The following is a 25325-nucleotide window of genomic DNA, read 5'->3' on the forward strand; positions in this document are numbered from 1 at the left end:
GCCAGTTTCTGTTTCGTTCGCGACTTGCGCGCAAGGGCTCAAACCCTTCGTTCCGGTCGCTGCTGCCATGGTTACTGTGCGACATTTGTTTACTTGATCCTCTGCCCATTCGTTCGTGATAATTGAACAGGCAAGAAGCGTGCCACCAATACACTCCCCATCGTTATCCCTTATCTGGAAGGCAGGCTTTGAAGAAGTTGGGCTGGCACCCCCCCAACTTTAACCATGCCTCGCCAACGAAGGTGTCCCATGGCTGGACTGGGTGTCTATAATGGATGGAAATGAGAGCAGCATCCAACCCACCTCACTTCTGGACAAAACCAGCAGATAATGCTTTCAAAATGAAAAATGAAAAAGATTCACTTTTTTCGGAACGCGGAATGCTACTTGCTTAAGTGTCATGACAGATGCGGACAACCAGTTAACAAAACCGGCATCATCGGTCCCTAAAGATCTGAACAACATTATGTCTACGCAACCAAAAATCCTGCTCGTGGATGATGACCAGGATTTGCTGGATTTGTATAAGGAGATGCTCTCCGAATTACCAAGCCAGCCGGAAATCTTCACCTCGTCCACAGGTGCGCGCGCGATGACCATGATGGATGCCGAGCCCTTCACACTATTAATCTGCGATTTAAACATGCCGAAGATGGATGGCTTGCAAGTGCTCTCCATTGTGCGTCGCAAATATCCGGACCTCCGAACGGTCGTCCTCACCTCGGTGATGGATGAACAATTTCGCTCCCGCGTTTACAGCCTGGGCGTTGATTTGTTTTGGCAGAAGCCTGGTTCGAGCGAGGAGATCAAACAATTTCTGGAATGTCTGGAATCTCTCCTCGGTCGGGATACGCAAACCGGCTTCCGCGGTGTTCAGAGCAAGAGCCTGGTCGATATCATCCAGTTGGAATGCATATCTCAAAGTTCGACCGTGCTCAAAATCAAGAACGGCTCTCTCTGTGGCAAAATTTGGATCAATAATGGCGAAATTTTTGATGCGACCGTGGACGGCTTGGAAGGGGAAGCGGCGTTCCACAAAGTTCTTTCCTGGAAATCGGGAAACTTCGAGGTCCTGTCGGCCGAACCCAACCACCCGAGAGTAATCACCAACTCCTACCATGCCTTGTTGCTTGAAACAGTTCAGGCTCAAGATGAAGCCCAGGATTCTTCCAAACCTAATGTCAAAAGTGTTTCCATTCTTTCCACGCTCGCAAAAATTCCAGGAGTGGAATTCATTTTGTCATTGAACACGAAGAACGAAAAAGGCATTGAGTCGCGGGGACTGGAAAATCCGGATCAAGTTGCCAAATGGTCAAAGCAGGCGATCAAACAGTCTCGCGGACTTGGTGAATTGCTTGGCGCGGGCCAGTTACAACAGGTTGAAGGACTCGGGCCGCAACGGCACGTCACACTCGCATCCAACGACGATGCAGACATCTGCGTTGGCTGGCAACAGAACCAATCACTGCCACAAATCCGTGAATCGATGAAAACCCTGCTTGCCTTATGGGTCTCTTAAACCTTTTCGCCAAACCGGCTGCCAAGCTCACCCCCCTGCCCTCGGGCAGCTTCACGGTGGATCGGGAAGGGCGTCTTCTCATCTCAACCCTCGGCCAGGCCTTTCCAGAGGAATTGGTGAGTGAAATTGCAAGTGTTGTCCTATCCACCTTTCAAAACGCACAGGCGGCGAGACTGCCCCTCTCCCAGATTATCCTGCGTTACAATAGCTTAAAAATTACCGCTCGTGAGTTGCGTGGCGGCGCCATAGTGTTTTTAGCCCCACAAGTTTTATCCAGCAAGCGAAATTAACCTTAACCTCCAACCGCAACGCTTATGCAAGAAAAGAAAATGGACCAACTCATTCAGCAGTTGGAGACCTATACCGAGTGCTGGAAACAGTTTAATTATTTCGTAAATCTTGCCCGGACCAAAAAGTTCGGCAGCGAGGACGAAGGCCAGTTTCTGGAAACCAAGACCGTGATCGTACAGCAATTGGAATCGATCCTGGCCTCCATCGAAGCCGGCACTCCCGCGAAGGACGAGGTCCTGGGCCTCATCGGCAATGCCCCTTCCCTGCGCTTCCTTGGTGAAATGAATGATTCCGCCTTGCGCAATCTCGAAAGCCAGTGGCACAAGCTGTACATCGGCTGGCACTCTGTGCTTGGCCAGTTAAAGGTTCAGCGACAACATTTGGAATCCAAAACGATCTTTGGTTCCATGTTCGAGAAAAAGAAGTAGATATAATCCTCCGAGTTCAGTCTCAGATACAGGGTTGGGAGACAACCCTGCTCTCCACAGTATCTCAGGAATGCGGAAAACCCGCATTTCCTGCTTGTCAGGCGCGGCATTTTCCCTTCTAACCAACGCATGCCTGATTGGATTAGCATACTCATTCTTGGGATCATCGAAGGAATCACGGAATTCCTACCGGTATCCTCCACCGGCCATCTCCTCATCGCCGAACATTGGCTGCCCAAACAATCCGACCTTTTCAATATCGTCATCCAGTCTGGCGCAGTAATCGCCGTCATTCCCATTTTCTGGGGCCGAATCACCCAGTTTTTCACGCGCTGGACGGAGCCAAAGACACGAGATTACCTCCTAAAGATCATTGTCGCCTTTGTTATCACCGGTGCCGGAGGGTTCATCCTTGAAAAAAAAGGATTCAAACTACCCGAGAAAGCATTCCCCATTGGCCTGGCCCTGCTCATCGGCGGCGTGCTCTTTCTTTTGGTTGAATTTCTGATTCGTGGTAAAAAATTAAGCAACGAAGTCACCTGGTCGGTGGCCTTTGCAGTAGGCATTGGCCAATTGATCGCCGCCGTATTCCCCGGTTCTTCCCGCTCCGGAACCACGATCATTCTCGCATTGCTTTTAGGTCTCAGCCGCCCTGCGGCAACCGAGTTTACCTTCCTCGTGGGTATTCCGACCATGCTCGCGGCTGGTGGACTGAAGATTTTTAAGGCCTGCTTCCATCACGGCGTCAATGCCCCACACGAAAATTGGAGCATGGTCGCCTTGGGAACCATTGTCTCGGCAATTGTCTCATTTATTGCCGTCAAATGGCTCCTGCGCTACGTGCAAACGCACACTTTCAACGCTTTCGGCTGGTACCGAATCGCAGTGGGAATTCTAGTCCTGCTTTTTCTGCGCTAAGGGCTCCTTCGGTTCGCCTGTGTATTCGATCCGGACGATCTGGGAGTCCAGATTGTTTTCCCAGGCAGTCCCATATTCTATCAGATAGAGGCAGCCATCAGGCCCCAATTCCATGTCCATGGGACGTTTGAATGTCATGTGCGGACAGAATTGTTCCATTTTGGCTATGTTATCCTTTTCATCGAGGTGAACCGCCAAGATCCAGTTGCGCGACCACTCGTACAGGAAGAGCGTATGATCAAATTCGCGCGGCAATTTATGTTCCGACTTTAACTTCGGGTCATAATAATAAACCGGCCCGGCCATCGCCGTCCGTCCGCCACTGCCTAAAGCAGGAAATTTGGCTGAAGGCCCGTAGGTATAGGAGATGAAAGCCGGTTGAGCCGGGGGTAATTCCTTGATCCCGGTATTATTGGGTGAGTTGTTAACCGGTTTGGCAACATCGAACCGTTCTCCCGAAGTCTGCTTTTCAAAATCATGCTTCCAGTAGGCTTTATTTTCGCCGAGGAAGTAAGGCCAGCCAAAGAATCCGGCAGAACGGGCCTGGTTAAATTCATCCATTCCAGCCGGTCCACGACCTTCCTTGAAGGTTTGAGCATCCGGACCCACATCACCCCAATAGAGAAAGCCGGTCTTTTGATCAATGGAGATGCGGAAAGGATTGCGGCAGCCCATCGCGAAAATTTCCGGACGAGTGCCCATGGTGCCGGGCTTGAAAAGATTACCTTTGGGAATCTTCACTGAGCCATCTGGCTGAGGGGTTATACGCAGCACCTTGCCTCGCAAATCATTGGCATTGGCCGCTGATTTTTGCGCATCCCAAGGGCTGCGTCCTGGACGCTCGTCGCTCGGAGAGAAGCCATCGGAAGCAAAGGGATTAGTATTGTCGCCGGTGGAGAGATAGAGATTTCCCTTGGAATCGAATGCCAGCGAACCACCCGAATGACAGCATTGCTCACGCTGGGTGGCGACCCGCAGCATCACCTTCTCCGACGCCATATCCAGCTTGTTATCCTTTAAAGTAAACCGCGACAGGATATTTTCGCCTGCCTTCTCTCCATTCTTGTCGGTCTTGGTTTCGGGTGGAGAGTAGTAGAGATAAATCCAGTTATTCTTCAAAAAATTGGGATCCAAAGTCACACCAAGCAATCCGTCTTCCAAGTGGAGTTTGATATAATCCTCCACTTCGAGTTTTCCGATAACAATGGTTGCCTTAGTTTCGGGTTGGTACATTTTAACTGTCCCATCGCGTTGGGCATAGAACACCCGGCCATCACCCGCGACCGCCAGTTCCATCGGATCTTTCACTGAGTCGATGATTTTGCCGTTGCCTTCGACATCCTTATCCGCATCGAGAATCACCTTTTTAAATGCCCCGTCCGATTGTGGACCGGAAGGAAGTGGTGCATCACCGGCCTGCGAACTGGCCAGGAATGCGCTGGTGCAGAAAGTGAGGCTTAATAGCTTAAGAACGGGGTTTTTCATCTGTTTATCAGACTGATTGGTTGCAATTAAAATTCATCCTGGTGATTGATCGCCAGGAGTATAGAACCGAATGCAAAACGGTTCAATGAGGATGTCCCAGCCAGAGCAGGAGCACCGGCACCAGCAGGCCCAAAACGAGTGCCGCACAAACCGGCCAGGGATTGCGGATGGAACGGAAGGCAAGCACAATGCCCAAAAGCACTGTGACGACTAAAGCAATAGCCATGGTGACTACCAAAACCTGAAAGGACGTTCGCGAGGAAGGACGTTTAACCTCGTGTTCGCTGGGATAAATCTGGTCCACGTGAACGGTCCGAAGTTTCTGCAGAAGCGTTTCTGCTTCAGCTGGCGATTTAAGCCGGTCGTGATTTACAGTCTGATACCAACCGGTGAGGACGAAAAATAGCAGCAGCGGCGCAAAAAAGACACCCAGATAGGTATGGACGCGACGCAATGTTCTCATATCATTCCCATCAGCTCACCTGGACAAGCGAGGCTTACTTGCTGGCTTTTGGTTCAGGAATCCAGAGCTTCTGACCGACCCGCAGCTTGCCGGGATTTACTTTGGGATTCGCCTTGGCGATCTGGTCGGGGCTCACTTTCACCCCCTTCTCACGGTAGGCTTGAGCAATGAGGGAAAATGTATCCCCGGACTTAACAACATATTCGTAACCCGTTTCATCACCATGGCCGCCACTGGAGGTGGCCGTATCAGTGGATTCCGGCGGTGGCGTTTTCTGAGGCTTCTCCTTAATATGAGTCGGCGGGAGCGGGGTAGCGGTCAAGGTTTTGCCAAGGTCGGAAATCTTTTTGAGAATGAGCTCCTTATCCGCCTCACGCTTTTTATTGATTTCCTCCACGGCATCGGCAAGGCGCTTTAAATCTTCCTGCGAGGCATAGTTGCCTGTGGGCTTGGAAACCTGTTCGCGGAGGTCTGAGAGTTCCTTCCGCAGGGCGGAGATGGTTTTGGTTTGTGCGTCCTGCGCATCGTGAAGGTCGTCAACCACCGCCTTCAACCGTTTCAAATCCTCTTCAACTTCCGGCGAGGTCGCAGGAGTCTGAGCGCGCATCGTCGCAGTTGCGCACAGCATGCAAATGATGGCCAACCAGGAAATTCTTTTCATGATGCGAAAATAGAAGCCTGCGCCCCAGAGTTCAAGATTCAAAAGTGAATCTCTCTTTAAAATAAGCAACTTTCGACTTTGAACTTTGCGCTTTGCACCTATTTTATGCCGATGACCGTTTTAGAAGTCATTCAGCGCAGCACGGAATTCCTGACCAAAAAGGAGGTGGATTCGCCGCGCCTGCAGGTCGAATTGATGTTGGCCCACGTGCTCAAAATGAAACGCATGGCGCTGTATCTCAACTTTGAAAAACCGCTTGGCTCCAAGGAACTGGATGAAGTGCGGGAAATGGTCCGCCGTCGTGGCGGACGCGAACCATTGCAGCATATTTTGGGCTCCACCTGCTTCTGCGGCCTGGAGTTTGAAGTAAACCCGAAGGTCCTGATCCCTCGTCCGGAAACGGAGCTATTGGCGGAACTGGGCTGGCAATTCCTTAACTCGCTCCCGTCCTCCCCCACCCCGCCGGTTGCCTTGGATTATGGGACGGGCAGTGGTTGCCTGGCGGTCACCGTGGCCGCCAAATCTCCGACCGCCCAGCTCCATGCCCTGGACATCTCGCCGGATGCCCTGGCTACGGCTCAGAAGAACGCCGCCACCCACCAGATGGGTTCCAGAATTCAATTTCATCTGGGCGATGGTTTTGCCGCGGTTCCCCCAGGCTTGCAGTTTAACCTGATTATTAGCAACCCGCCTTATATCGCCAGTGATGAAATTGCCACGCTCCAACCAGAGGTGCGCGACCATGATCCGCGCCTGGCTTTGGACGGCGGAAGGGATGGCCTGGATTTTTATCGGCGACTGGCGAAGGAGGCCGCCCCTCGACTACTTCCAAATGGGAAGATCATGCTCGAATTCGGAGAAGGTCAGGCGGAGGCGATTCAAAAGTTGTTTGAGGATGAAAAGTGGGTTGTAGAAGGCGTAAAAGCTGATTACAGTGGGCGCTTGAGAATCTTGATTGCGCGCCAGACTGGTTAGCCTGGCTCAAGATTCGGAATAATTACAAAAAAACTTCATGGATAGCTTGTTGATCAAAGGTGGAGTGCCATTGCACGGTGATGTCACCGTCAGCGGAGCCAAAAACGCCGTGCTGCCCATCATGGCAGCCACCCTGCTCACTGCGGAACCTTGCGTCATTCGCCGCGTTCCCGACCTGAGTGACGTCAAGTTCATGTGCCAGATCCTGACCTCGCTTGGCGCTGAAGTCAGCCTCAAGGGCGATACGCTCACCGTCCGCGCGGCAAAAATCAAGGGTGTCGGTGATTACGACCTGATTCGCAAGATGCGCGGTTCGATCTGCATCATGGGGCCATTGCTGGGCCGGCTCAGGAAAGCCACGGTTTCGTTGCCCGGCGGTTGCATCATTGGTGCGCGTCCGATCAATCTTCACTTGAAAGGATTTCAAGCGCTCGGAGCCAAAATCACCGTCGAAGGCGGTTACATCCACGCTCAGGCAAAAAAATTAGTCGGCACGGAAATGTTTCTCGGGGGACGCTCCGGGTCCACGGTTTTGGGCACGGCCAATGTCATGATGGCAGCCGCCCTGGCGGACGGCGTTACCATCATTGAAAGCGCGGCTTGCGAGCCTGAAGTGGTGGACCTCGCCAACTTCTTAAACGCCATGGGCGCCAAAATCATTGGCGCCGGCAGCCCCTCAATTACCATTACTGGTGTCAAAGCCTTGCACGGCGCGGAACATGATGTCATCCCGGACCGCATCGAAGCGGCCACATTTGCCCTCGCCGCAGCGGCCACCGATGGCGAAGTCACCATTCACGGCGCCCGCGCTGACCACATGACCGCCATCCTTGATAAGATGCGTGATGCTGGCGTAAAGGTGGAGCGTCGCGGTGCTGCCATTACCGTTAAACGTGGCAATCGATTGAAGCCGGTGGATATCACCACCCTGCCCTATTCTGGTTTTCCCACGGATGCCCAGGCTCAAATGATGGTCCTGATGGCCCTCACTCCGGGAATCAGCATTATTACCGAACGCATTTTTGAATCGCGCTTCATGCATGTCAGCGAACTGGCGCGCCTGGGGGCCGATATTGAAATTGAAGGACCGAGCGCCATCGTCAAAGGCGGCAAGCCATTGAGCGGCGCTCCGGTCATGGCCAGCGATTTGCGCGCCTCGGCGGCACTGGTTATCGCCGGCTTGGCGGCACGCGGAAGCACACAAGTGAACCGTGTGTACCATCTGGATCGTGGTTATGAAAACATTGACGTCAAGCTGCGCAAGCTTGGCGCCCGGATTGAACGTGTGGAGGAAACATGAAATTAGCAATCGCAGCACTTATTGTCATCGCCGTCCTGTTCGGCGGCTACCAAGTCTGGGAATACTGGGACAAGGTCAGTCATGACCGCGACGTCGCAGAAAAGGACGCGGCAGCGCACAAGATAGTTCCGGAACAGTTGGCAGGCATGCCAACCGGCCTTCAGCCAACTTATCAGGCCGCACAAAAAGGCGGTGCTGCGGGCATTCGCAGCTGGTTAAGGATTTATGGCGCCAAGGTGCAGGACCCGCGCAAGGCCTGGATTGAGCTCGACTATGCCGTGGCCATTTCCCGGGAAGATCCCGTGGAAGCCAAAAAGGTCTATGCCGAAGTCAAAAATCGAATTCCCGAGAACTCTGAAGTCTCTGGCCGGGTGAAGGAACTGGAAAAAGCGTTCCAATAAGCTGGCTGCCGCAAAATGTTTTTGCTGGCTTCAGTCCGCAGACCAATTTAAATTCATTTTCACAAACCAGTCACCATACACCATATGGACCTTATTTTTAATTGTCCCAAGTGCGCGCAGGAGTTGGCCGTCGATAGTTCGGGAGCTGGTGAAGAGATTGAATGTCCCAATTGCAATGAGACCATCCGGATTCCGATGCCAGATTCACCGGAGGTCAAGACGAGCACCGGCCCCGTCCCTGCCATTTCGGCTGAAGCTCTGTCGGCCAGTCAGGAGCAGATGTCCAGTACCGTGGCTGCCTCTGCAGCCGCTAAAATTAAAAAGAACCTGCGCGTGCCGGTAACCGCCAAACCGGGCGAGAAGCTCATTGCCAAATCCGCCGTTCCGCTGGAAGTCGCCGCCAAGGCGAGCGACCGCAAACTGCGCATTAAATGCATCCGCCACATTGATTGCGTGGAAGTCGGCCATGATCGTTTTGATGAAGTGGTGACAGACTTTCTGGGAAAGATTGGCGAAGTGAATATCGTGAGCATCCACCCGATCAACTACAGTTATTTGGAACTGGGCAGCCAAAAAGAGCTGACAGATTTTGGGGTCATGATTGTTTTTAAAGCCTGACGTCTGGTAGGGCTCGAAACGGCCTCGCAGTTAAAGTCTTTCCCAGGCTTTTCCCCGATGGCCAAAATTAAACCGGTCGGGATGCAATATTTCGGCCATTATTTCAAGGGACTCCACAATCCTGGGTCCAGGACGGTTGAAGTATTGATTCCCATCCGTCAGAAACACCTGATTTTTGCGAACTGCCGGGAGCTTTGACCATTCTGGCTTTTGCGTGAGAACTGCCATTTCTGCGCGTGTCCGCTGAAGATTGAAACCACAGGGCAGCACCACGATTACGTCCGGGTTTGCATCCGCCAACTCCTGCAGTTGCAGCCAGGGAGAATGTTTCCCGGCCTCGCCGAAAAGATTTTTGCCGCCGGCCAACTCCACCAATTCAGGAACCCAGTTGCCCGCAGCCATGAGCGGTTCAATCCATTCAATGCAGGCGACGCCCGGCGGTTGCTTCATCACACAGGATTTTTCAATGACGCTTACCACCCGGTTTTTTAATCCCCGCAAGATTTCCTTCGCATCCTGAATCTGCAACACATCGGCAACCTCCCGGATGTTCTCCCATACATCCGCGACGCGTTTGGGTGAGAGTGAGACAATCTCTGGACGCGCTCCCGTCCATTCCGCGACCGCTTTTTGGACGTCCGGCAGGCTGATTGCACAAACTTCACACTGGGCCTGCGTCAGAATCACGTCCGGCCTGAGCTGTATCAACCGGTCTCTATCAACGCTATAAATGGAAAGGGCCTGCTGCAACAGATCCTTCACTTGTGTATCAATCTCCTTGCTGGAGGCGTTCGCATCCAACCTTGCCGTTGTGCAAACAGGCAGTGCGCGCACAGACTCCGGATAATCACATTCATGGGAACGTCCCACCAGTTGATCCCCGGCGCCAAGTGCACAGACAATTTCAGTGGCGCCCGGCAGAAGTGAGATGACTCGTTTCTTCATCAGCAACATTATAGGGGAGATTGGAAAAATAAAAAGGCGGAGCAGATTTAAATTTGTCTGCTCCGCCTTTGATTAAAATAAATCTATCTATGCGGAGGGTGAGGCAATATCAGGTGATCTTCCGATCCGGTATTCTCATCCGGAATTCTCATGGAATAGAAGGAACGATAGACGAAGATCAATGCCACCAGGAAGAAGAAGCAGCCGATGCCCAACTTCACATTGTTATTGGTCATGGTCACTGCAATTTCCACCGCCAGAAGACCGAACAAGGTGGTGAATTTAATCACCGGGTTCAACGCGACGGACGAGGTATCCTTGAATGGATCACCGACGGTATCACCCACGACAGTGGCGGCGTGCAATTCAGTCCCCTTCTGCCGCAGGTCCACTTCAACAATCTTTTTGGCATTGTCCCAGGCACCACCAGCGTTCGCCATAAAGATGGCTTGGAACAAACCAAAGAACGCGATGCCGATCAGATATCCAATGAAGAAATAGGCGTTGAAGAATGGCAAGGCCAGAGCAAAGCAAAATACCACAATGAAGATGTTCCACATGCCTTTCTGCGCATACTCGGTGCATATGCGAACGACCTCCTTGCTGTCCTTGTCTGAAGCCGTGGCGGCGTCCAACTTCATATTATCTTTGATATAGACCACGGCACGATACGCACCGGTCACAACCGCCTGCGTGGAAGCACCCGTGAACCAATAAACCACCGAACCGCCCATGATCAGGCCTAGAATTACTTTGGGTTCGACGATGCTCAGCTTGGCAACCGCGCCTCCAAACAGATTCTCCAGCAGGATGATGATGCCGAAAACCATCGTGGTGGCGCCAACAACTGCTGTGCCAATGAGCACTGGTTTGGCGGTGGCTTTAAAGGTGTTGCCCGCACCATCGCCCTTCTCGAGCAGATACTTGGCATTCTCAAAATCCGGGTCGAAACCGAAGTTTACTTGAATGTCCTCCTTGATGCCTTTGCGAGCCTCGATCTGACTCAGCTCATAAACAGACTGTGCATTGTCGGTTACCGGCCCATAGCTATCCACGGCGATAGTCACCGGACCCATGCCGAGAAAGCCGAAAGCCACCAACCCGAACGCAAAGATTGGCGCGGCAAAAAGGAATTTCTGAGGCATTAGTGAAAGCAGCGCTGAGTTTTGAGAGAAATAATAGGAGGTCGCCATCAGAACCATGATGACCAGGCCCATCCAGAAGGCGGAAAAATTGCCGGCCACAAAGCCGGATAGAATATTCAGCGACGCCCCGCCATGCTTGGAGCAGTTGGTCACTTCACGCACATGTCGCGAGTTGGTGCTGACGAATACCTTTGTGAATTCCGGGATCAGTGCGCCGGCAACCGTGCCGCAACTGATGATAACCGACAATACCCACCAGAGCGCGGGCTGGGCGGCACCGGCCGCATCCGTGAAATCACCCAGCAGCAGCTTGCTCGCGAGGAAGGTGACACCAATCGACACCGCCGAAGTGAGCCAGACGAGATGAGTCAGAGGCGCCTCGAAGTCGAAATCTTTCTTGCCCGCAAACATCGCCTTGCTGATGCCTTCATTCACGAAATACGAGACAAGTGAGGTGACAATCATCAACGCGCGCATGGCGAACAGCCAGATAATCAGCGTGGCGCAAATTTTTGGATTGGCGGCCAGGGCAAGCGCAAGAAACGCGATCAAGGCCACGCCGGTTACCCCGTAGGTTTCAAAACCATCAGCGGTCGGCCCGACAGAGTCACCCGCATTGTCACCTGTGCAATCAGCAATGACACCGGGATTTTTCGGATCATCTTCAGGAAGTTTGAAGACAATTTTCATCAGGTCAGAACCGATGTCCGCGATCTTGGTAAAGATACCGCCACAGATACGAAGCACGCTGGCCCCGAGGGATTCCCCCACGGCAAACCCAATGAAGCACGGGCCAACAAGTTCCCTGGGCAGAAACATCAAAATGCAAATCATGAAGAAGAGTTCCACCGCCACGAGCAACAAACCGACACTCATCCCGGATCGGAGCGGGATACCGAGCGTTGCCAGTGGATTGCCTTTCAACGCGGAAAATGCGGTGCGGGAGTTGGACACAGTATTGATGCGGATGCCGAACCATGCCACGCCATAGGAACCAAGCACACCCAGGATGGAAGCCAGCAAAATGACAATACCATTGCGGATCAGTTCACCATGCGAAAGATGGTTATTAGGATCATTCCAAGGTAATCCTATAAAATAATAGACCATACAGACCGCAATCAATACCCAGAGAATGGCCAGAAATCTGCCTTGAGTGAAAAGGTAAGTCTTACAAGTTTCCCAAATGGTGTTCGAGACATTGCCCATGCTCTCATGAACCGGCAGCGCCTTGGTTTGCACATATTGGACGAGGCCGAAAATTGCGCCGATAGCGCAGACAAGAATACCCAAATACATCAACGTTGAACCACTGACCCCACCCAGGCCCGCAAAGCTTACCTGTGTCAAATCAGGCACATGAATGTCCGCCTCGCTGGCATGGGCACCAGTCGCATTACCAAGCAGGGTTAACAGCAGTACGACCTGGAACCAGAGTTTTTTATTTAGCATAAGAGTTGATCCGGAGTGACCATTGTATTCTTCTGTTTGTCCGCCAATTTTCACCGTTTTCACATCGTAAGTTGATTTCATTATTAACCTTTATTCGGAGAATCAGAAACTTCGTTGCCGCTTCTTCAGCCGGCAATTTTACAGCTGCGCGATTCTCCATACGATTTCGTCGGGACGGCTAATTCCTGGACTGCCTTTCAGGTATAAGGGATGGGCGGGTCTCTCGCTGTCGGTTCAAGGCTTTGGTGAAACAGCCTGACTCCAAGAACTTACAGAGTCCGCTTCGTCCGACAGAAACGCTTGCCTGTGTCCTTCCCATAGAGCATTTCAGCAACGCTGGCGGAGAGACAGCCAGTCGTAAATTTTCTTGTGGAACGCGTGCACTTTATCCAAATCTCGTTTATAATGCAACCGTGCATTTATTTGCGGCATAGGGAAATACGGCTAAGAATTTGCCTTGTTCCTCACGCCCGCTTTTCGCATTGTTTGTTCCATGGCTGAGAGAATAATTTCGGATGTTTTGACCAAGCCGGACGCCGCGTTGGAAATGACGCTGCGCCCCTCGCTTTTTTCCGATTTTACCGGCCAGCCGAAGGTCAAGGAACGTCTCGAAATCACGGTGGCCGCAGCGAAGCAGCGGAATGAAGCCTTGGATCACATCCTTTTGAGCGGTCCGCCGGGATTGGGAAAAACCACCCTCGCCAGCATCCTCGCCAAAGCCATGGGTGCCAGTTTCAAAAGCACCAGCGGTCCGACCATCGAAAAGGCGGCCGATCTCGCCGGGCTCCTCACCAATCTGGAGGCAGGAGATGTGCTGTTCATTGACGAAATCCACCGGATGCAACCAGCCATTGAGGAATATCTCTATCCGGCCATGGAGGATTTCAAGCTGGACATCATCATTGACCAGGGACCCAATGCCCGTAGCGTTCGACTGAATCTCCCCCGTTTTACGTTGGTTGGTGCGACGACTCGCAGTGGATTGCTGAGTGCCCCCTTGCTTACCCGTTTTCCAGTGCGCGAACGGTTGGATTATTACCAGGCCGAGCAACTTGAGAAAATTGTCCTGCGGTCTGCCCGGCTCCTGAATGTGGAGATTGAACCCTCCGGAGCACACGAAATTGCGCGACGCAGCCGCGGCACCCCGCGCATCACCAACAACCTGCTCCGCCGCGTGCGCGATTTTGCCCAGGTCCGCAGCGACGGCAATATCACCAAGGACATCGCGGACAAGGCTCTGGCCATGCTGGAAATTGACGAGAACGGCCTTGATGAAATGGACAAGCGAATTCTCGAGGCAGTCATTGTTAAATTTAGCGGTGGCCCGGTGGGAGTCAGTTCGCTCGCGGTTACTGTGGGCGAAGAACCAGATACGCTCGAGGAAGTTTATGAGCCCTACCTGATCATGGAAGGTTACCTCAAGCGCACCCCCCAAGGCCGTGTGGCAACTGAGCTGAGCTATAAAAAGCTTGGTTTGAGGCCTAATCCAGGCAATCAGCCGGGTCTCCTTTGATTTTAATATTTCTCGATTTCGCCCCATTTTCCCCTAAATCGTATTTAGTTCAAAATTTCCCCCACCGGTTGTCGCAGGCCAAAGGCAACCGGAATTGAGCTCAGCAGCGCCCCCACATTTATCCAGAGGAATATGGACACCACAGAGCTGCCCAGGTAGGGATTGCCACCATTAAAGTCCAGAACCTCGCTGGAAAACCCAAGGGTTGAAAAGAGGGATCGGTGTACCAGCGCCAAAACCAGGACAGCCACTCCTGCCGCCAGATTAGCGAGGAGCAGGTTTTCCAGCCAGTGGCGAAAGTAAAGAAAGTTGGAAGGCGCACCAAAACTTCGCAGCAGAGCACAAACGAACAGGTTTTGCCTGAATTCAAGCACGGCAATCGCGCCATACACCAACGAAACTGCAATCCCTAAAATTGCCGCCAGACCAGTGCGCCATTGAGCCTGACGACTTCTCAATTCGTCCAGTTCATGCACGATCGGCATGGCACTTTGGATCTGTGGTTGAGGATGCTGGTTCAGGGAGGAAAGTATGTTCACGGCGGAAATGATCTGATCCATCGGCGGCGCAGTCTCGGAACGCTGATAGATAGTTGTATCCAGCCAGCCCATTTGTTCCTGATCGGGCAGCCAGCCCTGGGGCACAAGCACGGTATCTTCCGTCGAGAGTGCCTGCAGCCAGCCTTGGGGCCGAACCACCTTGGCCAGGACGGAATGCCGACCGACGCGAACCCGTGTCATGGTTTTGTCAGGAAGATGTTCACTCAGACAAATGGTGGGGGTATCCGCGCCCAGCATTCTGGCCAGCATGGGAATGGCATCCGGTGAATAGGTGAAAACCGTCAGATTATTTTCATGTAATTCCGTCTGGCCCCGGCCGAAAAGTTGACGCAGTCGCAGTTTCTCACCACTCGTTGTCAACACGGCGAGTTGATCCTGACCGCCGCCATGTAAAATGAATTCCGCCGACCCTGGCGCCACCGGTTGACGCACCAAAAGGGTGTTCAGCCCAAAACGCTCCAGGCGATCGCGCAAACTGCGTTCCAATAACTGAAAAGCCACCAGGATTACGGCTGCCACCATGACCAGCAGCAGTGTGACAAACCAGCGCGCCAGCGGGCTGCCGGGCTGCTCACACCAACGCTTCCAGGTGTCTTTCCAAAGGTAGGAAACGATTAAAGTCGAGGATCTCATCAGCAAGGGATTCCAGGCGTGAATCATGCGAACTCACGATACAAATGCGGTCGTCCGCCACAAACTGCCTCAACGCGCTGGTAATGACGCGCGTGTTCAAATCGTCCAGCCCCGAAGTTGGCTCATCCAAAAGCAGAACCGAAGGTTCCTTTACCAGCGCCCGGGCGATGGCAGCCCGCTGTTGCTGGCCGCCAGAAAGAGATTGAGGCAACCGGTCGGAAAACTGCTCCAAGCCCAGCAAACCCAGCCAGCGCCTGGAATTCTTTTGAATTTCCCCGGACCTGATCCCGGCGAGACTGGCTGCCAGCGCGAGATTGCGTTCAACGCTGGCCAGCGGCAGCAGGTTGAGCTGTTGAAAAACAAAGCCCAAATCCCGGCATTGATATTTTTTGTCCGTCGGTTGGGTTCCCCGGGGGGTAATAATTTCACCAGCCTTGGGTTCGAGAAATCCGGCGAGCAACCGAAGCAGTGTGGATTTGCCGCAACCCGAGGCACCTTTAATCATGGTCACTCCTGGTTTGAACGTGTAATCGAAGTGGTCAATAACATATGGCAGCCCCGGTCGATAGCGGAACGAAATATTCGAGCAGAGCAAGTGGATGGTTGGGTTCATTGCTTGGGCGTGGCCAGGGAGAGGTTTTTATTTTGGGTCTTTATTTGTGGAACGGCTGGAAGAATGGCGAGGTCGGTTTGGCCTTCCACCAACAACTGAGAGCCAGGCAGAATTTGGGCGATGCCCTCGTTCCAATGCCGGTTTTGAAACGCACTGGGTTCCTGCATGACGAGGGCAAGCTTCGGAACGATTCGAGCGGGTTGAGTCAATCCAAGCCAGAGATCGCACGAAAGATCCGCCCCTACCAACTGGGCTGCCGCCGCGGATTCTTCAAATGGAAATTGAAAATAATAAAACACTTCTTCACGCGTTTGCGAGCGCTCCAACTTTTTGTAGATAAAGGGAGCTTCCAATTGAGTCCCATCCGGCAGGTGCAGGACCGCTATCAACCGGGGAGCCGGCAATGCTGTCCAGGCGACGTCTTCCAGTGGAACCCGCAAAAGCACGGATTTCAGGTCGCGCACCACGGCAAGTTCCTGTCCGGCGCTCACCGGGTATTCCGTCACTCCTTCGGCCATTTGCAGGCTCGTGATCAATTGGCCGGTGAAGGGCATTTTGAAGCGAGACTGGGCCTGACGACGGTCGAATTCCAATTGCCTCCGCTGCAGCTCCAACCGGGCGCCTTCGATATCGATGCCCAACACGGCCGGGTTGGTGGTCGAAAGGTATTTCAGATTCTCCTCCATCAATGCCAGCTCCTTTCTGGCTTCCTCGAGACTTCCAGATTTTAGAATGCCTCCATCTTTTACACCAGAGGCGCCAATGGCCAGATTCGCGAGCGCAGGATTGGTGGCCACCAGACTCAGCAACATCATTTGCTTTCTGGCTTCGGCAACTTCCTTGGTTAATTTGATTTTCTCCTTCGGCAATTCAAATTCCCGGAACAAACGTTCGCGTTCTTCAATTTTTCTTCTGACCTCCGCAAGTTCAGCCGCCTCCATGTTGAGGACCTTAGGCTCAAACTCAGCCCAGACAAAATCGCTGGGAAGATTGGTTTGCGGACGGTCGATGTAAACCCGCAGTTGCCCTGAAATGGGCGCGGCGATGGTCAGACTGGTCTTGGGTATTATCTGGCAGGGCAACGTGGCCAGACGCATCTTTTCCGCCGGGGGATATTTGGCCCATGACCATTGATTGGTCGGAGCGCTTGTGGTTTGGGTGGATTTTTGGGAGCACCCGGTTACGATCACCGCCAGCAGCCCTCCAAGACAGAGAACGCTGGCGAGTCGAGCCCGCAGGCAATGATTCCCTTTGAGTATGGCAGTGATTATTTTCATTTAATTGGCGGCCCATTTTTGTTCATCAACAAACCAAAAAAGTGTATTCACCTCCGCCAGGTCACGACGCAGCTCAAACCGCTGACGCCGAAGTGAGCGCGCCGTATCAGCGGTCTGCAAAACAGTATTGAAATCGAAGGAGGGTGGCACTCGATCAAGCACCGCGATCAGTTGATCCAGTTGATCCGCCTGGGCCTGCAGGGAGCCGGCCAGTCTCTGCGCCGCCAACAAGCGGTCAATCAAAGCTTCTGAATCCAGGCGCAGTTGTTCAATCTGAAGGGCCTGATCGCGTTTGGTCTGGCGGAGTTGCTGCGAAATGTAACCACGAGTATCAAGATTCCAGAAGAAATCGGCGGTAGCCTGAACGTCCTTGGCTGACCAAAAACTACTGGCGCCAGCTGAACGTTGATACACGGAAGGTCCGCTGACAAAGATCGACAACTCCGGCCAGTATTGAAGTTTGATGCCATGAATCAGGCCCCAGGCCCTGACCAGCTCCAAGGCGGCCAATCGAGTCTGAAGCTTCGCCACGCGATTGGTATCGGCGAGGGGAAGCGGTTGCTTTTCGTAGGCGAGGTCAGGCAAATTATTCGTGCTCAGAACCCATTGATAAGTACGGTCGGAAAATAAATCACCCAATCGGGTCTGCAGGCCTTCCCGGGTCTTGCCCAGGTTGATTTCCTGGGAATTGACCTCTTTAAATAGAACCTGGGCAGCCAATGAATCGACCTTTTGCACAGTTTCAGCAAGAGCACGCTGAGTTTTGATTTCTCCAACGAGCTGATCCTGTTCCTGCGAAATGAGAAAAGTTTTATATAACTCGATGGTTTGTTCGCGAAGCGCCAGCTCATAAGCCGCCTTGGCCCGGAGCACCTCGAGTCTCCCGGCAAAAAGACGCGTGCTAAAATTCACCACGCCGGGAACATTGAAAAAGCTGTCGATATTGAAAGTGACATCGTCGAAGGAGGCGGCGGTAAAATTGGCAACGCTGCGTGTGAAACCGGAGCGCAAATTGACAGTAGGAATCAGATCACGATAAGGCTGGGTGGCGCGCTCGAGTGTGTTCGTAATTTCGGTTTTGGCGGCACGGAGTTTGAGATTGTTCGTTACCAACAGTGAAATGGCCTGGGGCCAATCCAGGGTGCGGACAGGGAGCGAGGACTGCCTGGCGACAAAAGTCACCCATTGGGAGCGTACTTCAGGTAGCTTCTGTTCTACCTGTTTTGACGCGGAAAGACAACCAGTCAGGGGAAGCAAGGCGAGGCAGGCAAGGGCCGACCAGCAAGATTGTAACAGTGAGACTCCAGACACATTATACTCCTATTGCCGGCCAGCCAAATACTACTTGCTTAACCGCGCTGCCGACCAATGAAGGTTGTTTGAATTCATCAGTTTAACGTGAATGATCCATCCTGCGATCCGCCAACATTGCTACTGCTGCTATGGATGATCCCGGATGTGGGGGAGTTGAATGTCAACGTGTTTTGCACCATGGTGCCGGATTGCTCGGTTTCCACAAGAACGCCGGTGTTATCGCCGGTCTTGTTCCAGGTGTAGGTGCCGATATTGCTCTGCACGCTACCCTGTCCCTGAAGCTGATAGTTTCCTGAATGGCCATCGCCGGAAGTGGGTGTGAACACGTAGGAACCATTGGAAGCGAAGGGACTGGTCCCGCCACTCACTTGGACGTTGATACTGTGTCCGGCGAGATTATCCGGAGCGTTTGCCGTGACGACGACGACAGCTTTCTTGCTGCCACTTCCGCCGCAACCCGTCATGACCGCCATGGAAACCAAACACGTGCTTAACGCGATTGATTTTTGGTATTTCATAAGTTGTATATTGTGTGACTATTTACAGGGACGGAGTATGCACTTGGAATCTGGGTTTTAAATAGGGTGAAGCACCCATTTCATGAGGCGGATTGTTCTACAGCTTTGCAGCACAGAAACCTATGGAATTACGATACCCGGCAAGCTCGTGGCATTGAAAATGTAAAGAATGCAAGAACGATCCTCCCGACGGCCGAAATTAACTGATATATTCTGACAAAATTTAAACTGACATTTGACGGTGAATGTCTTTAATTCATCCGGTTTATGCCGAAGCGCACCGACATCCATTCCGTTTTGATCATTGGCGCCGGTCCAATCATCATTGGCCAGGCCTGCGAATTTGATTATTCAGGCACACAAGCCTGCAAAGCCCTGAGAGAAGAGGGCTATCGTGTCATTTTGGTGAATTCCAACCCGGCCACCATCATGACCGACCCGGAATTCGCAGATCGCACCTACATTGAACCGATTACGCCGGAGTGCGTTGAGAAAATTATTGCCCGTGAAGTGGAGGAAATGAAGCGCCTGGGAGCCAAAGGCAAGTTGGTGTTGCTGCCAACGCTCGGCGGTCAAACTGCCTTGAACACGGCCATGGCCTTGAATCGCCGTGGCACGCTGGAAAAGTATGGCGTGGAAATGATCGGCGCCAACGCCCAGGCCATTGAACGCGGTGAAGACCGGCAGATTTTCAAGGATTTAATGATTAAGATCGGCCTGGATGTGCCAATCAGTGGCACCGCACATAATTTGGAGGAAGCGCGTGCCGTGGCGGAAAAAATCGGCCGTTTTCCCCTGATCATTCGTCCGGCCTACACACTCGGAGGCACCGGTGGCGGCATCGGCTATAATCGCGAAGAGTTCGAAGAGATCGCCAAGCGCGGCATTGAGCTTTCCCCGGTTTCTGAAATCCTGGTGGAAGAATCCCTGCTCGGTTGGAAGGAATACGAGATGGAAGTCATGCGCGATCGTGCCGATAATTGCGTGATTATCTGCTCCATCGAAAATTTTGATCCGATGGGTGTGCACACCGGCGATTCCATCACGGTGGCCCCGATTCAGACGCTGACCGACAAGGAATATCAAATCATGCGCGATGCATCATTCGCGGTCATTCGTGAGATTGGTGTCGAAACCGGTGGCTCCAACATCCAATTTGGCGTTAATCCTGACAATGGTCGCATGGTGATCATTGAAATGAACCCGCGCGTTTCCCGCTCCTCTGCGCTCGCCTCCAAGGCGACCGGCTTTCCGATAGCGAAGATCGCGGCGAAACTGGCCGTGGGTTATCTGCTGGATGAGATCAAGAACGACATCACGCGCGAGACACCGGCAAGCTTTGAGCCGACGATTGATTATGTGGTGACAAAGATCCCGCGGTTTGCGTTTGAAAAGTTTCCGCAGGCAGACCCCACATTGAACACGCAAATGAAATCAGTCGGCGAAGCCATGGCTATTGGCCGCACGTTCAAGGAGTCACTCCAAAAATGCCTGCGCTCATTGGAAATCGGCCGCAGCGGTTTGGGCGGCGATGGCAAGGCTTGGCGCATCGGCACGGAAGTCTATGGCGACCGGGATGTGTTGCCGCGCGATGTGATTACCCGCAAATTGAGCGTGCCAAATGCGGAACGCATTTTCTTCATCCGCCATGCATTGCGAGCCGGCTTCAGCATCGATGAAATTTTCAATCTGACGAAGATCGACCGTTGGTTCCTGATCCAGATCAAGGAGATTGTGGATTTCGAGGAGGAGCTGGCGAAAGCCCGGAATTAATTGTGAAATCAAACCGTTCCTCATGGGCATCCAAAATCGCATCATAAGAGGCGTTGGGATGTTGATGCTGGCAGCGGGGCTTCCACTGACCAGCCTGGCGCAAACCAATGCCCCGGTTGATCCCGGCAATGCGGCGGTCAAAAAGATGTGGGAAAGCTGGAATGCGCCTTTCAAGCCATTCCGTATCATCAACAACGTTTATTATGTCGGTGCAACTGGCGTCAGTTCCTTCCTGATTACGACGCCCGAAGGCCATATCCTGATTGATACCGGTTTTGAAAGCACTGTTCCAAGAATTCGCGCAAGCGTCGCGCAATTGGGTTTTCGCCCGGAAGACATCAAGATCATTCTCAGCAGTCACGCTCATCTGGATCATACGGGTGGCCATGCGCTCATGAAGCAGTTGACCGGTGCGAAGGTCATGATTAGCAAGGCTGACGCTGATTTGCTGGCAAGCGGCGGCACAAAGGACTACACACCTTATGCTCCCAAGATGATGGCTTACTCTCCGGTCAAAGCCGACAGGATTCTTGTGGATGAAGAAAAGGTCTCGCTGGGCAAGACCACCTTGACCTGCCATCTCACGCCGGGACATACCAAAGGTTGCACCACCTGGACGATGGATACGACGGAAGCCGGCAAAGTATATCATGTCCTCTTCTTCGGCAGCACGAGTGTGCTTTCAGATGTGAAATTGGTGAATAATCCAAAGTATCCCAACATTGCTGAGGATTACCTTCACAGCTATCAAAAATTAAAGACATTGCAGTGCGATGTCTTTTTGGCGCCTCATGGCAGCTTTTTCGGCCTGTCAGAAAAAGCAGAGAAACTGGCGCAGGGCGGCAAAACGAATCCTTTTATTGATTCCGAAAGCTATCGCAATTTCATCCAGAAGGCTGAGAACACTTTTCTGGAACAGTTGGCGCAGGAGCGGGCAAAAGCATCACGCGCATTGGGTAACTAATGCCTTGGATGACGGCATCGGGATCAGGGACGCGGTCCGCAGCCGTATTGGAATTTCTTGAAGCGGTTAAAACTACCAGCATGCAACCATGAAAATTACCTACTACCTTGAAGTCACCTCCTCCTGGTGTTACTGGGCCGAGCCGGCCTGGGCGGAATTGAAGCAACGTTATGCCGGCAGGGTTGAATTTCATTGGAAGATCGCATCAATGCCGCCGGAAGCTTATCCAGCTTCCAAAGCGCAATGTGAATGGTTTTATCGCCGTAGCGGCACCATCATGCGCTCCCCTTTCATGCTGGATTCATGTTGGTTTGAAGCTGACATGAAACAATACGTTGCACCCAATTGCGTGGCCGAGGCGGCGAAGGAATTGGGAGTAACGGATGATCGTGTAAGATTGGCGCTCGCGCAGGCCGCGTTGCGCGAAGGAAAGAAGATTGGGCGCTGGGAAGTGTCGGCGGAAGTCGCAGCAAAGGTTGCCGGGTTAAATCGAGAATTCCTATTGCAGCGCGCGCAATCACCTGAGATCAAGGCGCGCGTGGACGCGACGACCGCGGAATTTCATGCGTTGCAGGTGAATCAACGTCCCACATTCCTGCTGGAGAATAATATCGGTGATCGTGCTGTTTTCTCAGGCTTGGCGAAAGTAGAACCGCTCGCGGCAGCCATCGATGCCATGCTGTCAGACGCCGCTGCTTATCAATCCTACGCCGCGCATTTCGGCGCCCTGCCCAAGGCTTAGACTGGATGTATCCAGCCTAAACAGATGGCGCGGGCAAGGGTTGCATTGGAAACAGAAAACGGGCTGACCGAAGCTTATTTGATGGGAGCCTGCCGTTTGAGGATTGGTTCAAGGACTTTCGCGAATACCTCCGCCTGCCGCATGAAACCGAGGTCATTGGGATGAGAACCATCGACTGCACCTTCACCATCCCCGCCTAAAAGATTGTCGGCGGGAATATAGTAGAGGTTCTTTGTGCCCTCCTTTTTAAGGCGCTGGTAAGCGGCTTTCAAGGCAGCGTGATTCTCCTTGTTCGTCTTGCGCCTCGACTCGACCAAAAAGGCATCCTGATACTCACGGTCTTCGACGAGCACAATCGGCGTCAGAGGATGGACTTTGCGCAACGTGTGCACGAATGGCTCGACGCGCTCAGTCACCATGGGCTCTTTCATGTTGGGGAGGCAATCGAGAACATAGACGGAAGGATCGAGCTCGGCTAGGAGATCAGCCATGACCGATTCCATGCGACCATTGCCGCTAAAACCGAGGTTGATGGTGGGAAACTGAAAGCGTCTTCCAAGAATCGAACTGTGCACCATGGCCGGGCGGGAGGCACAAGCGCCTTGGAGAATCGAGGTGCCATAGAATAGAATGGGTTTGCGTTCACCTTTGCCCCAAGGACCAGCTTCGGTAAGCGTGGCCGTCTCGGGAATGCCGATTTCGAGAGACTTGGTGCCATTGTAGAGCGGGAGATAAAGGAGATATTCGCGTTTGCCCGGCGGCAGATTTTTCGCCAGCGCAAGGGAGTTGGTCTGTTCCTTCGGTGAACCCACTGCGAGCCAATGCCATTTTTCCGAATCGAGTTTAACGTAAAGATCAACACCGCTGACGCCGGTCGCTGACATATGCGGCATGGCCAGTGAAGGTGAGGTGACGGCCCAGCGCACGGTGATATTGGTGGCATCAGTGATGAATCGAAGATGCATGCCAGAGGAGTTGCGACTTAAATTCCAAACCGGTCCTGGCACTTTGCCTTCCGCTTTGGCAGGCAAACGATCATAAAAAGCTTTGGTATCCGTCCACCCCTTCCCCTCCACTTTCAAATCGCGGGCATCAATCCAGTGGATGGACGGTGCCTGATTGGTGGCAGCAGTCTTTACGAGCTGCCCAAACGCAACGTTCGAGGCAGGGAAAATCAAGCAGAGGAATGCAAACCGAATAAAATGCTGTCTCAAAATCATGACGCGAGGCTAGCGGTGGGGGAATATTTTGTGAATGAGAAATTCAGTTTCCTGCGAGTGCCGGACCGGCGCGCATCGGTTTGGCCCTGCGAACGCGTGTTTGCTTTTCGCATTTACTGTTCTAATTTTGAATATGAAAGGGAGAACTATCAACAAACGACGCGCCATCGTGCGTCCGGCCAATGTGAAAAACCCGCGTGGTGGTTTGACTCCAGCCGGGCGTCAATACTATGCAAAAACCACGGGAGCTCACTTGCGTCCGGGTGTGAAGAAGCCGGAAAAGCAAATGACCGCCGAGGAGCTGAAACGAAAAGGCTCGTTCCTGCGGCGGCACTACGCGACGCCACGCGGGAAGAGATTAGTGGATGCCAAAGGCCAGCCGACGCGCTATGCCTTGCAGGCGCAGGCCTGGGGGGAACCGATTCCGCGTTCGATGAAACAGGTGCGTGAACTATCCCGCAAGGGGAAGCGCTTGTTGACAAAATCCAAGGCAACCGGCGCGATTAAAAAACCAAGGCGCTCACGCCAGCGGGCGAAGCAGGCCTGAAACGAAGTTACCTTCAAAAGGAGATGCGTGAAAGGGAGGAAAGCCAGACGACCAATGACAGCAAAATCGCAGGGCAAAAATGGTTTCAGCCTTGCGGCTTCGGACGTTTAAGTTCAGCGAAGGTAAGCCCCTCCCTTTTGCGGAGAGTGGCTTCGATTTTGGGAACGTACATTTGTGTCTCCGCCGGGAGTCGGCGCGCGATGGCGTCGAATGACTTTACCTTGCTTTGTTTAAGAAGTTTATCCACCCGTGCTTCACCGGCATTGTAGGCTGCCAAAGCGAGTTGCCAATCGCCGTAATGAGCATGCAAATGCCGCAGGTATCTGGCGGAGGCACGGGCACTCTTCTCCGGTTGATAACGTTCATCGAACGGCCAGAGCGAGAGGTTCTGGCCTTTGGCGGTGATGGGCATGAGTTGGAACATGCCGGCCGCACCCGCAGGACTCCGCGCCTGCGGATTGAAGGAAGATTCAACTTCCGCAAGCCATACAAGTTCCGGCGGCATCCGCTCGGCAACGAAAATCTCCTTCAACTTCGGCACGTAGTTTTGAGCCAAAGGCGGCCAGGGCCGTTGCTTTAGCTCGTCAACCCAGACCTGGCGCTCGAGCTTGAGTGTCGGGGCCAGCGGCAGAGCGGTCGGACCCTCTTTCGGGGGAATTAATTTCATCTGACGCTGTATTCGCCCAGCGGCGTCGAAATAATCCAGACGGCTTTCAAGCCAGACGCCGAAGGGATAGGTCTCTTCGTATTGTTTGAGCAAGGGGGTGACTTCCGAAGCGGCGTCCTTGATGGCCGCAAGGTCAACGACATTGGTGCCATCGAAGCCCTTTTGCAGGCTGGTGAGCACCTTGCGCACTTTTTCCTGATCGATGTCGTTGAGCGCATTCAGGAGGTCCTGATCGAGATTGTCCTGCATCCAGTCGTTCAGCGACTGCATGGGGCTGTCTGTAGCGGCATCCTGGGACGAGGCGGCAGGCCGTTCCTGGGCCGCCGCCACAAAGGCCACGAAAAGCAGCGTTAGGATGGTCAGAAACCTGTTCACAAAAGGGA

General features: G+C 53.0%; 24 protein-coding genes and 1 pseudogene. 13 read left to right on the forward strand and 12 right to left on the reverse strand.

Translation table 11 applies throughout. The annotated features are described in order from the left end of the window. The first annotated feature begins 466 nt into the window (after positions 1-466). The 4 genes from CFLAV_RS04865 to CFLAV_RS04880 all read left to right on the forward strand — a co-directional run bounded on the left by CFLAV_RS04865 (position 467) and on the right by CFLAV_RS04880 (position 3156). Positions 467-1519 carry a response regulator gene (locus CFLAV_RS04865; protein WP_160164485.1) on the forward strand — a complete coding sequence of 351 codons (1053 nt, stop codon included), beginning with the start codon at positions 467-469 and terminating at the stop codon, positions 1517-1519. Beyond that, the gene (locus CFLAV_RS04870) at positions 1507-1809 is read left to right on the forward strand and encodes a hypothetical protein (protein ID WP_007413528.1); all 303 of its coding nucleotides are present in this window, start codon (positions 1507-1509) and stop codon (positions 1807-1809) included. The genes CFLAV_RS04865 and CFLAV_RS04870 overlap by 13 nt, the downstream gene beginning before the upstream one ends. Positions 1810-1833: 24 nt before the next feature. Beyond that, entirely contained in the window at positions 1834-2238 is a 405-nt protein-coding gene (locus CFLAV_RS04875; RefSeq protein ID WP_007413529.1) for a hypothetical protein, read from the forward strand. Between the two features lie 129 nt (positions 2239-2367). Beyond that, entirely contained in the window at positions 2368-3156 is a 789-nt protein-coding gene (locus CFLAV_RS04880) for an undecaprenyl-diphosphate phosphatase (protein WP_007413530.1), read from the forward strand. On the opposite strand, the gene CFLAV_RS04885 is transcribed toward CFLAV_RS04880, so the two are convergent. From CFLAV_RS04885 to CFLAV_RS04895, 3 genes are all read right to left on the reverse strand, one after another. Beyond that, entirely contained in the window at positions 3133-4641 is a 1509-nt protein-coding gene (locus tag CFLAV_RS04885; RefSeq protein ID WP_007413531.1) for a PQQ-dependent sugar dehydrogenase, read from the reverse strand. The two genes, CFLAV_RS04880 and CFLAV_RS04885, sit on opposite strands and share 24 nt — an antisense overlap. Before the next feature lie 82 nt (positions 4642-4723). After that, positions 4724-5104: a hypothetical protein gene (locus CFLAV_RS04890; RefSeq protein WP_007413532.1), complete on the reverse strand. Its 381-nt coding sequence runs from the start codon at positions 5102-5104 to the stop codon at positions 4724-4726. Between the two features lie 34 nt (positions 5105-5138). Further along, a complete protein-coding gene (locus CFLAV_RS04895; RefSeq protein ID WP_007413533.1) occupies positions 5139-5765 on the reverse strand; it encodes a LysM peptidoglycan-binding domain-containing protein in 627 nt (208 codons plus the stop codon). A 111-nt stretch (positions 5766-5876) separates the two neighbouring features. Here CFLAV_RS04895 and prmC point away from each other — a divergent pair, with 111 nt between their 5' ends. From prmC to CFLAV_RS04915, 4 genes are all read left to right on the forward strand, one after another. Then, a complete protein-coding gene (gene prmC, locus CFLAV_RS04900; RefSeq protein ID WP_063816407.1) occupies positions 5877-6740 on the forward strand; it encodes a peptide chain release factor N(5)-glutamine methyltransferase in 864 nt (287 codons plus the stop codon). A 37-nt stretch (positions 6741-6777) separates the two neighbouring features. Beyond that, a complete protein-coding gene (gene murA, locus CFLAV_RS04905; protein WP_007413535.1) occupies positions 6778-8040 on the forward strand; it encodes a UDP-N-acetylglucosamine 1-carboxyvinyltransferase in 1263 nt (420 codons plus the stop codon). Further along, positions 8037-8441: a hypothetical protein gene (locus CFLAV_RS04910; protein WP_007413536.1), complete on the forward strand. Its 405-nt coding sequence runs from the start codon at positions 8037-8039 to the stop codon at positions 8439-8441. The genes murA and CFLAV_RS04910 overlap by 4 nt, the downstream gene beginning before the upstream one ends. A gap of 84 nt (positions 8442-8525) precedes the next feature. Further along, positions 8526-9059, forward strand: a complete 534-nt coding sequence (locus CFLAV_RS04915; protein WP_007413537.1) for a hypothetical protein — start codon at positions 8526-8528, stop codon at positions 9057-9059. A gap of 30 nt (positions 9060-9089) precedes the next feature. On the opposite strand, the gene CFLAV_RS04920 is transcribed toward CFLAV_RS04915, so the two are convergent. Further along, positions 9090-10004 carry a cobalamin-binding protein gene (locus CFLAV_RS04920; protein WP_150107273.1) on the reverse strand — a complete coding sequence of 305 codons (915 nt, stop codon included), beginning with the start codon at positions 10002-10004 and terminating at the stop codon, positions 9090-9092. 83 nt (positions 10005-10087) lie between these two features. Further along, positions 10088-12601, reverse strand: coding sequence for a sodium-translocating pyrophosphatase (locus CFLAV_RS04925; protein ID WP_083808753.1), 2514 nt, complete (start codon positions 12599-12601; stop codon positions 10088-10090). Positions 12602-13094: 493 nt separating this feature from the next. Between CFLAV_RS04925 and ruvB the strand changes: the two genes are divergently transcribed. Continuing rightward, the gene (gene ruvB / locus CFLAV_RS04930) at positions 13095-14114 is read left to right on the forward strand and encodes a Holliday junction branch migration DNA helicase RuvB (RefSeq protein WP_007413540.1); all 1020 of its coding nucleotides are present in this window, start codon (positions 13095-13097) and stop codon (positions 14112-14114) included. A 44-nt stretch (positions 14115-14158) separates the two neighbouring features. Here ruvB and CFLAV_RS04935 read toward each other — a convergent pair whose 3' ends face one another. The 5 genes from CFLAV_RS04935 to CFLAV_RS04955 form a co-directional block, all read right to left on the reverse strand. After that, positions 14159-15307, reverse strand: a complete 1149-nt coding sequence (locus CFLAV_RS04935) for a hypothetical protein (protein ID WP_007413541.1) — start codon at positions 15305-15307, stop codon at positions 14159-14161. Beyond that, positions 15246-15920: an ATP-binding cassette domain-containing protein gene (locus CFLAV_RS04940; protein ID WP_007413542.1), complete on the reverse strand. Its 675-nt coding sequence runs from the start codon at positions 15918-15920 to the stop codon at positions 15246-15248. Before CFLAV_RS04940 ends, CFLAV_RS04935 begins: the two co-directional genes overlap by 62 nt. Continuing rightward, complete coding sequence (locus CFLAV_RS04945; protein WP_007413543.1) at positions 15917-17197, reverse strand: hypothetical protein; 1281 nt, start codon at positions 17195-17197, stop codon at positions 15917-15919. Before CFLAV_RS04945 ends, CFLAV_RS04940 begins: the two co-directional genes overlap by 4 nt. Next, positions 17198-18508 (reverse strand): TolC family protein, encoded by a 1311-nt coding sequence (locus CFLAV_RS04950; protein ID WP_007413544.1) that lies wholly within the window; start codon positions 18506-18508, stop codon positions 17198-17200. Between the two features lie 77 nt (positions 18509-18585). After that, positions 18586-19029: a hypothetical protein gene (locus tag CFLAV_RS04955; RefSeq protein ID WP_007413545.1), complete on the reverse strand. Its 444-nt coding sequence runs from the start codon at positions 19027-19029 to the stop codon at positions 18586-18588. A 267-nt stretch (positions 19030-19296) separates the two neighbouring features. Here CFLAV_RS04955 and carB point away from each other — a divergent pair. The 3 genes and pseudogenes from carB to CFLAV_RS04970 all read left to right on the forward strand — a co-directional run. Then, positions 19297-20790: pseudogene (gene carB, locus CFLAV_RS04960) on the forward strand (carbamoyl-phosphate synthase large subunit); the annotation flags it as partial. Positions 20791-20860: 70 nt separating this feature from the next. Further along, positions 20861-21766, forward strand: coding sequence for a subclass B3 metallo-beta-lactamase (gene bla / locus CFLAV_RS04965; RefSeq protein WP_040547052.1), 906 nt, complete (start codon positions 20861-20863; stop codon positions 21764-21766). Positions 21767-21854: 88 nt separating this feature from the next. Next, positions 21855-22508: a DsbA family oxidoreductase gene (locus CFLAV_RS04970; protein WP_007413548.1), complete on the forward strand. Its 654-nt coding sequence runs from the start codon at positions 21855-21857 to the stop codon at positions 22506-22508. 74 nt (positions 22509-22582) lie between these two features. Here the strand turns inward: CFLAV_RS04970 and CFLAV_RS04975 are convergent, their stop codons facing one another. Beyond that, positions 22583-23728 (reverse strand): SGNH/GDSL hydrolase family protein, encoded by a 1146-nt coding sequence (locus tag CFLAV_RS04975; protein WP_007413549.1) that lies wholly within the window; start codon positions 23726-23728, stop codon positions 22583-22585. Positions 23729-23861: 133 nt separating this feature from the next. On the opposite strand from CFLAV_RS04975, the gene CFLAV_RS04980 reads away from it, so the two are divergent. Further along, positions 23862-24275, forward strand: coding sequence for a DUF6321 domain-containing protein (locus CFLAV_RS04980; RefSeq protein WP_050785628.1), 414 nt, complete (start codon positions 23862-23864; stop codon positions 24273-24275). Between the two features lie 85 nt (positions 24276-24360). Here CFLAV_RS04980 and CFLAV_RS31850 read toward each other — a convergent pair whose 3' ends face one another. Then, the gene (locus tag CFLAV_RS31850; protein ID WP_007413551.1) at positions 24361-25317 is read right to left on the reverse strand and encodes a lytic transglycosylase domain-containing protein; all 957 of its coding nucleotides are present in this window, start codon (positions 25315-25317) and stop codon (positions 24361-24363) included. Between the last annotated feature and the right edge of the window lie 8 nt (positions 25318-25325).

It is taken from the genome of Pedosphaera parvula Ellin514 (assembly GCF_000172555.1).
Taxonomy (GTDB): Bacteria; Verrucomicrobiota; Verrucomicrobiia; order Limisphaerales; family Pedosphaeraceae; genus Pedosphaera.

What these genes read in the sequence shown, in the direction of transcription:
- CFLAV_RS04865 (WP_160164485.1), top strand. Translation starts at nt 467, where the DNA reads ATGTCTACGCAACCAAAAATCCTGCTCGTGGATGATGACCAGGATTTG.
- CFLAV_RS04870 (WP_007413528.1), top strand. Translation starts at nt 1,507, where the DNA reads ATGGGTCTCTTAAACCTTTTCGCCAAACCGGCTGCCAAGCTCACCCCC.
- CFLAV_RS04875 (WP_007413529.1), top strand. Translation starts at nt 1,834, where the DNA reads ATGCAAGAAAAGAAAATGGACCAACTCATTCAGCAGTTGGAGACCTAT.
- CFLAV_RS04880 (WP_007413530.1), top strand. Translation starts at nt 2,368, where the DNA reads ATGCCTGATTGGATTAGCATACTCATTCTTGGGATCATCGAAGGAATC.
- CFLAV_RS04885 (WP_007413531.1), bottom strand. Translation starts at nt 4,641, where the DNA reads ATGAAAAACCCCGTTCTTAAGCTATTAAGCCTCACTTTCTGCACCAGC.
- CFLAV_RS04890 (WP_007413532.1), bottom strand. Translation starts at nt 5,104, where the DNA reads ATGAGAACATTGCGTCGCGTCCATACCTATCTGGGTGTCTTTTTTGCG.
- CFLAV_RS04895 (WP_007413533.1), bottom strand. Translation starts at nt 5,765, where the DNA reads ATGAAAAGAATTTCCTGGTTGGCCATCATTTGCATGCTGTGCGCAACT.
- prmC (WP_063816407.1), top strand. Translation starts at nt 5,877, where the DNA reads ATGACCGTTTTAGAAGTCATTCAGCGCAGCACGGAATTCCTGACCAAA.
- murA (WP_007413535.1), top strand. Translation starts at nt 6,778, where the DNA reads ATGGATAGCTTGTTGATCAAAGGTGGAGTGCCATTGCACGGTGATGTC.
- CFLAV_RS04910 (WP_007413536.1), top strand. Translation starts at nt 8,037, where the DNA reads ATGAAATTAGCAATCGCAGCACTTATTGTCATCGCCGTCCTGTTCGGC.
- CFLAV_RS04915 (WP_007413537.1), top strand. Translation starts at nt 8,526, where the DNA reads ATGGACCTTATTTTTAATTGTCCCAAGTGCGCGCAGGAGTTGGCCGTC.
- CFLAV_RS04920 (WP_150107273.1), bottom strand. Translation starts at nt 10,004, where the DNA reads ATGAAGAAACGAGTCATCTCACTTCTGCCGGGCGCCACTGAAATTGTC.
- CFLAV_RS04925 (WP_083808753.1), bottom strand. Translation starts at nt 12,601, where the DNA reads ATGCTAAATAAAAAACTCTGGTTCCAGGTCGTACTGCTGTTAACCCTG.
- ruvB (WP_007413540.1), top strand. Translation starts at nt 13,095, where the DNA reads ATGGCTGAGAGAATAATTTCGGATGTTTTGACCAAGCCGGACGCCGCG.
- CFLAV_RS04935 (WP_007413541.1), bottom strand. Translation starts at nt 15,307, where the DNA reads ATGAGATCCTCGACTTTAATCGTTTCCTACCTTTGGAAAGACACCTGG.
- CFLAV_RS04940 (WP_007413542.1), bottom strand. Translation starts at nt 15,920, where the DNA reads ATGAACCCAACCATCCACTTGCTCTGCTCGAATATTTCGTTCCGCTAT.
- CFLAV_RS04945 (WP_007413543.1), bottom strand. Translation starts at nt 17,197, where the DNA reads ATGAAAATAATCACTGCCATACTCAAAGGGAATCATTGCCTGCGGGCT.
- CFLAV_RS04955 (WP_007413545.1), bottom strand. Translation starts at nt 19,029, where the DNA reads ATGAAATACCAAAAATCAATCGCGTTAAGCACGTGTTTGGTTTCCATG.
- bla (WP_040547052.1), top strand. Translation starts at nt 20,861, where the DNA reads ATGTTGATGCTGGCAGCGGGGCTTCCACTGACCAGCCTGGCGCAAACC.
- CFLAV_RS04970 (WP_007413548.1), top strand. Translation starts at nt 21,855, where the DNA reads ATGAAAATTACCTACTACCTTGAAGTCACCTCCTCCTGGTGTTACTGG.
- CFLAV_RS04975 (WP_007413549.1), bottom strand. Translation starts at nt 23,728, where the DNA reads ATGATTTTGAGACAGCATTTTATTCGGTTTGCATTCCTCTGCTTGATT.
- CFLAV_RS04980 (WP_050785628.1), top strand. Translation starts at nt 23,862, where the DNA reads ATGAAAGGGAGAACTATCAACAAACGACGCGCCATCGTGCGTCCGGCC.